Genomic DNA, 6168 nt, shown 5'->3' with positions numbered 1-6168 from the left:
CCGCACCTGGCTGGACACCGTGCTCGACCTGCCCTGGAACGTCAGGACCGAGGACTCGACGGATCTGAAGGCCGCGCGCGGCGTTCTGGACGCCGACCACCACGGGCTGGACGACGTCAAAGACCGCATCGTCGAGTACCTGGCCGTGCGGGCCCGCCGCGCTCAGCGCGGACTGCAGGTGGTCGGCGGCCGCGGCTCCGGCGCGGTGATGGTGCTGGCCGGTCCCCCCGGCGTCGGCAAGACGTCGCTGGGCGAGAGCGTCGCCAGGGCGCTGGGCCGCAAGTTCGTGCGCGTCGCCCTGGGCGGTGTGCGCGACGAGGCCGAGATCCGCGGACACCGCCGCACCTATGTGGGCGCGCTGCCGGGCCGGATCGTGCGGGCGATCGGCGAGGCCGGGACCATGAATCCCGTTGTGCTGCTGGACGAAATCGACAAGGTCGGATCCGACTATCGGGGCGACCCGAGCGCTGCGCTGCTCGAGGTGCTCGACCCGGCGCAGAACCACACGTTCCGCGACCACTACCTGGATCTGGACCTGGACCTGTCCGATGTGGTGTTCCTGGCCACCGCCAACGTGATCGAGAACATCCCGTCGGCCCTGCTGGACCGCATGGAGCTGGTGCAGATCGACGGCTACACCGAGGACGACAAGGTCGCCATCGCGCGGGACTACCTGCTGCCACGGCAGCGGGAGCGGGCGGCGCTGACCGAGGACGAGGTGACGCTGACCGACGCCGCGTTGCGCAAGATCGCCGCCGATTACACGCGGGAGCCCGGCGTGCGGCAGTTCGAGCGGCTGCTGGCCAAGGCACTCCGCAAGGTGACCACCAAGCTGGCCGAGGCCCCCGAGCCGATCACGATCGACGAGCCGGATCTGGTCGACTACCTGGGTCGTCCGCGGTTCACCCCGGAATCGGCCGAACGCACGGCCGTGCCGGGCGTGGCCACCGGCCTGGCCGTCACGGGCCTGGGCGGCGACGTGCTCTACATCGAAGCCGGCGCAACGGACGGCGAGGCGGGCTTGCAGCTCACCGGTCAGTTGGGTGACGTGATGAAGGAGTCGGCGCAGATCGCGCTGTCCTACGTGCGCTCCCACGCCACCGAGCTGGGCGTCGACCCCAAGGCCCTGGACCGGCGCATTCACGTCCACGTGCCCGCCGGCGCGGTGCCCAAGGACGGCCCGTCGGCCGGCGTCACCATGGTGACCGCCCTGGTGTCGATGGCCACCGGACGGCAGGTCCGCTCAGATGTCGGCATGACCGGCGAGGTCACGCTGAACGGCCGGGTGTTGCCCATAGGCGGCGTGAAGCAGAAGTTGCTGGCGGCCCAGCGGGCCGGCCTCTCGACCGTCTTCATCCCGTCGCGCAACGAGCCGGATCTGGATGACGTGCCGGCCGAGGTGCTCGGCGCGCTCAACGTGCGGCCGATGACCGATGTCGCCGACATCGTTGCTCAGGCGCTGGAACCGGTCGCGCAGACCGCGACGGTCGCCGCTTGAGCTGAGCTTGGCCGGGATGCGCAGCAAACTCGCGCGCATCCCGGCCAACCGCGTTAAGGTCCGTGAATGGCCGTGATCTTGCGAAGGTTGCTACGCATTGGCAACCTTCCCGCCGACATGAGAGCAGAGGTCGAACCGGAGGGGATCCTCCTGCTGGCCGAATACGTCCCCGTCACCTTCCGGTTCGGCGGCTCGGTGCCGGGGCTCGTTTCCAAGGGCAGCGTCCGCAGTTACGTCGGCTCCCTCGTGCTCACCTCCCAGCGGGTGCTCGGCACGCTGTCCACGGTGCCCAAGCTCGCCGGGCGGGCCATCGACCAGCGCTGGGATGCTCCGCAGGAGGGCCCGGTTGGAGCCGAGATCTCGTCGACCGGAATAGCGGTCAACGTCGACGTCGGCCAGGTCGATCCCACCTTCTCGGGTCAGCTGTCGCTGCACTACAAGACGGCGATTCCGGAGCCGGTGCTGACCACCCTCCCCCGTCGGTCGCTGAGTTTCTCGGTCCCGCGTGAATGGGTGTTGCGCGCCGTCGGCGTTCCCGCCCCCCGGCCTGCGTGAGGCCAGCAATACGGCGAAGAGGTTTTCGACGTCCGACACCCGGGTATCTGCGGGGTTGGAGGTTCGACTGCCCGATGAGGGCGGTGGGGTGAGCGAATCACCAAGTCAATTGGTTCAGCTGCTGTTCAGGCAGCCAAACTGCTCGACAAGGGGGTTCACTGATGAATCTGAGCAAAATCACAGCCGGCACAATCATGGCCGGAACCATTACGTCCGCGGCGCTCGGCATCGGCGCCGGCATCGCACAAGCCGGCCCGGATGGCCCGAATGTGCCGAATCCGGGCATTCCGGGTCCGAACGTCCCGGGCGGCGACCGGGATGACCTGCCGGGCCAGCATGTGCCGGGACAGCCGATCTGTAACCCCGGCGCGCCGGGCGTCAACTGCAACGTGCCTGGTAGCCCGCTTCCCCCGGGACACGACAACTTCCCGCCGCCGGGGCACTACAACGACCCGGGCCGCTACGGCCTACCGGCCACCTGGGTCCCGCCAGTGGGTGACCCGGACGGAGCCCAGCTTCCGGTCGTGTTCAACCCTGACCTCGGTCAGTGGGGCGTCCAGACGTCTACCGGGTTCCAGGCGTACACACCCGTCGGCGGTGCCAACGCCGGCGGCAGCGTCGGCGGAAACGTCGGCTCTCCGCGTTAAAGTCCGGTAGCTACGACGTGCAGCCGCCCCCGAAAGGGGGCGGCTGTTTCGTTGCACGGTGACAGCGGCGGCACGCTCGGCGTTGAATGGACCCGTGAGTCTCAAACGCCAAGTGGTCCACCGCGTGCAGCGGTTGCTCGTCAACCCGGTGGGCCGGCAAATGCCCGGGATCAGCTTGGAAACCACCGGCCGCAAGAGCGGCAGGCCGCGGCGCACCGCCGTCGGCGGGCGCCTGGTCGGCAATCAGTTCTGGATGGTCTCCGAACACGGCGAACACTCCGACTACGTCCGCAACATCAAGGCCAATCCCGCCGTTCGGGTGCGCATCGGCGGCCAATGGCGCAGCGGCACCGCGCATCTACTGCCCGACGACGACCCCCTGCGCCGGCTGGGTGACCTGCCGCGGCTCAACAGCGCGGTGGTGCGCCTGATGGGCAGCGACTTGCTGACCATTCGGGTGGATCTGGACTGACGCGCCGCATGGCCTACGACGAAGACCTGGCGAACGAAATCCGCGAGCTCGTGGCCTCCGAGCACGGCATCGAGGAGAAGCGCATGTTCGGCGGCCTTGCGTTCCTGGTCAACGGCAACATGTCCGTGGCGGTCAGCGGCCAGGGCGGTCTGCTGGTCAGGGTCCCGAAGGACGACCTCGACAAAGTGCTGCAGCGAGACCACGTCAGCCCCATGGTGATGGCAGGCCGCGACGTCCGCGGCTGGGTGCGGGTGGACGCCGCAGGTGTGCGCACCAAACGCCAGCTGCAGAGCTGGGTGACGCGCGGCGTCGGCTACGCGCGCAGCCTGCCCGGCAAGTGACCGGCGCGGTTTGCTGACACCCGGTGCGGGTACGTGGTCGGGTATGCCGAACCGCGAGCGACTGGTGCGACGACTGCTCGACGTCGCCGGCACCACCTACGCGGCCGAGGCGCGAATCAAGCTCGGCGACAAGCCGATGCCGTTATTTCAGCTGCTGGTGGTGTGCATGCTGGCCAGCAAGCCGATCGATGCCGCCATCGCCATGGCGGCCGGGCGGGAGCTGTTCGAGGCGGGTCTGCGCACCCCCGCGGCCGTGCTGGACGCCGACCGGCAGACCATGATCGACGCCTTCGGCCGGGCCCACTACGTGCGCTACGACGAAAGTTCGGCCACCCGGCTCACCGACATGGCCCAGCGCGTGCGCGACGAATATTCCGGCGATCTGCGCGCGCTGGCCGAACGCAGCCAACACGACGCCCCCTCGGCGAAACGATTGCTCAAGCAGTTCAAGGGAATTGGGGACACCGGCGCCGACATCTTCTTGCGCGAGGTGCAGGACGTCTGGACCTGGCTGCGGCCGTATTTCGACGACCGCGCCACCGCCGCGGCCAAGCAACTGGGTCTGCCCGCACAACCGGCAAGGCTGGGAGCCCTTGCGCCGCAGGCCAATGCGAGGCTCGCCGCCGCGCTCATCAGGGTGTCGCTGGACGACGGCGTGCGTCGGCAGGTGACCGGTTGACCGTCCGCATCGGTACCTCCGGGTGGTCGTACAACCATTGGGCGGACGTGCTGTACCCGCCGGGCCTGCCCGCCGCGCGCCGGCTGGCGCGCTACGTCGAGGTGTTCGACACCGTCGAGCTGAACGCGAGCTTCTATCGGTGGCCGAAGGATACGACCTTCGCGGGATGGCGCGACAAGCTGCCGGACGGCTTCAAGATGTCCGTCAAGGCGCATCGAGGACTGACGCACTACCGTCGCCTGGCGTCGTTCGGCACGTGGATCGAGCGCTTCGAGCGTTGTTGGGAACTGCTCGGTGATCGCCGCGGGGTGCTACTCGTGCAGCTGCACCCCGAGCAGCAGCGCGACGACGCGCGCCTGGACGCCTTTCTGGAGGCCGTGCCGGAGTCGATCCGGGTGGCCGTCGAGCTGCGCCACCCGTCCTGGAACCACGAGGGCGTCTACGAGTTGCTGGAACGGCGCCGCGCCGCCTACGTGGTGATGAGCGGCGCCGGACTGGCGTCCGTGCCGCGCGCCACCACCGATCTGGTGTACGTGCGCATGCACGGTCCGGATCAGGACGCGATCTATGCCGGCTCCTACTCCAACGACCAGCTGCGGGAGTGGGCGGAGCGAATCATCGCGTGGAGCGACGACGGCAAAGACGTGTGGATGTATTTCAACAACGACCTGGGCGGCCACGCGGTGCGCAACGCGCTGTACCTGCGCGAACTGCTGGGTTAATCGGAGATCTGGTCGACGGGGGCCCACGCCCCGTCGATGACCTCGGGCGGGCGCTGCGCCTGCAACCGGTCCCGCTCGGCGCGGCGACGTTTGATCCGCAACCGGGCGTCGCCGGGCATGCTGACCAGCTCGTCACAGGTCAGGTAGTACACGTCCTCGGCTACGTCGAAAAGGTCCGCGGCGGCTCGGCGAGAACCCAACTCCCGCAACGTGATTCGAAGCTGATGGGTGAAGCGCAGGGTGGCGTCATGAGCGAGCTCGCGGGAGTCGCGGGCGTTGGTGGTGAGCCGCTGGGCCAGCGTCGGCGACGCCGGCTCGGTCGACGCGGCGGCGGCCACGGCGACTTCCCCAGCGGCCGTCAGCAGCATCGTCGGGTCGTCGGCGTACGTTCGGCTGGCCAGCTCCGCCTCACCGGGCCCGCGATGCGCGATGCGGGCGACGGTCGCGTCCACGGCGGCCGCGGTCGTGGGAGACAACGCGCGGATGCTGGCGAGGTTGCCCTCCTGGGCCAGCGCACACAGCGGCGGGTCGGCCCGCAGCACGGCGGCCAGCTGGGCCGTTTCGGACGCCACGATGCTGCTTTCCATGATCATGCCCACCCCGGGCACACCGCGCGCCGCGTTGCTCCGCTCCAGCGCTGCCGCGGTGATACCGCTGTCGATCAGCCATAACGCGGTCAGGATCCAGCCCTGATGAATGCGGTCACGCAGCAAGCCGATCCGAACCTCCAGGCCGGCATCGGGCAGCGACGCCAGCTGCGCCGCGTCGAGGTGTTCGGTTTCGGCGGCCGCGCAGTAAGCGCGGGTGTCGGACTTGAGATGGCGCAGGAGCGCCAGCGACCGGCCCGCGACGACGGCTTTGGCGATCGACCCCAGGGCCCCGCCGGCCAGCGCGGGCTCCCCGAACGGCAGGGGGTCCCCCACATGCGGCCGGCCCACCAGCGCGTCCCGGGCGACGGCGTCCTGGTCCCAGCCGGGCAGCTGCGCGGCGGCGACCATGTTGACCGACACCCCGACGTAGGGCCGGTGACCGAACACGGCGATGGCCCGGTTTGCCCACTCGTCGCCGACCACGCCGCCGAGCGCCAGAACGTGGCCCAGCATGCGATTCGCCGTGCGCAGTCCGTTCAGCTGGACGTCCAGCGTGATGGGGGTGAGCGGCCCGGGCAGCGCCTCGGCGAGGTTGCCCGCACTGAAGATCGGGAAGCGGGGGTCGATCCGGTCGTCGAATTCGCCCTCGACGCCCTCGGGCGCC

Annotated in this window: 7 protein-coding genes and 1 pseudogene; 7 read left to right on the top strand and 1 reads right to left on the bottom strand. The window is 69.5% G+C overall.

What is annotated here, in order from left to right:
- From lon to A9X03_RS15695, 7 genes are all read left to right on the top strand, one after another.
- On the top strand, positions 1–1498 hold a 1498-nt coding region (gene lon, locus A9X03_RS15725; protein ID WP_068261784.1), incomplete at its 5' end, for an endopeptidase La.
- A 66-nt stretch (positions 1499–1564) separates the two neighbouring features.
- Positions 1565–2053 carry a hypothetical protein gene (locus A9X03_RS15720; protein ID WP_068261781.1) on the top strand — a complete coding sequence of 163 codons (489 nt, stop codon included), beginning with the start codon at positions 1565–1567 and terminating at the stop codon, positions 2051–2053.
- 161 nt (positions 2054–2214) lie between these two features.
- Positions 2215–2700 carry a hypothetical protein gene (locus A9X03_RS30305; RefSeq protein ID WP_068261778.1) on the top strand — a complete coding sequence of 162 codons (486 nt, stop codon included), beginning with the start codon at positions 2215–2217 and terminating at the stop codon, positions 2698–2700.
- Positions 2701–2794: 94 nt separating this feature from the next.
- The gene (locus A9X03_RS15710; protein ID WP_067760789.1) at positions 2795–3172 is read left to right on the top strand and encodes a nitroreductase family deazaflavin-dependent oxidoreductase; all 378 of its coding nucleotides are present in this window, start codon (positions 2795–2797) and stop codon (positions 3170–3172) included.
- A gap of 8 nt (positions 3173–3180) precedes the next feature.
- A complete protein-coding gene (locus tag A9X03_RS15705) occupies positions 3181–3513 on the top strand; it encodes a TfoX/Sxy family protein (RefSeq protein ID WP_068261775.1) in 333 nt (110 codons plus the stop codon).
- Between the two features lie 43 nt (positions 3514–3556).
- Positions 3557–4192 carry an endonuclease gene (locus tag A9X03_RS15700; RefSeq protein WP_067889939.1) on the top strand — a complete coding sequence of 212 codons (636 nt, stop codon included), beginning with the start codon at positions 3557–3559 and terminating at the stop codon, positions 4190–4192.
- On the top strand, positions 4189–4914 hold the full coding sequence (locus A9X03_RS15695; protein WP_068261771.1) for a DUF72 domain-containing protein: 726 nt from the start codon (positions 4189–4191) through the stop codon (positions 4912–4914). Before A9X03_RS15700 ends, A9X03_RS15695 begins: the two co-directional genes overlap by 4 nt.
- Here A9X03_RS15695 and A9X03_RS15690 read toward each other — a convergent pair.
- A pseudogene (locus A9X03_RS15690) lies at positions 4911–6168 on the bottom strand (hypothetical protein); the annotation flags it as partial. The gene A9X03_RS15695 and the pseudogene A9X03_RS15690 sit on opposite strands and share 4 nt — an antisense overlap.

The organism is Mycobacterium sp. E1715 (assembly GCF_001667625.1).
Classification (GTDB): domain Bacteria; phylum Actinomycetota; class Actinomycetes; order Mycobacteriales; family Mycobacteriaceae; genus Mycobacterium.
Note: the sequence above shows the minus strand (reverse complement) of the source record. Positions and strands in the feature narration are given on the sequence as shown.

What these genes read in the sequence shown, in the direction of transcription:
- A9X03_RS15720 (WP_068261781.1), top strand. Translation starts at nt 1,565, where the DNA reads ATGGCCGTGATCTTGCGAAGGTTGCTACGCATTGGCAACCTTCCCGCC.
- A9X03_RS30305 (WP_068261778.1), top strand. Translation starts at nt 2,215, where the DNA reads ATGAATCTGAGCAAAATCACAGCCGGCACAATCATGGCCGGAACCATT.
- A9X03_RS15705 (WP_068261775.1), top strand. Translation starts at nt 3,181, where the DNA reads ATGGCCTACGACGAAGACCTGGCGAACGAAATCCGCGAGCTCGTGGCC.
- A9X03_RS15700 (WP_067889939.1), top strand. Translation starts at nt 3,557, where the DNA reads ATGCCGAACCGCGAGCGACTGGTGCGACGACTGCTCGACGTCGCCGGC.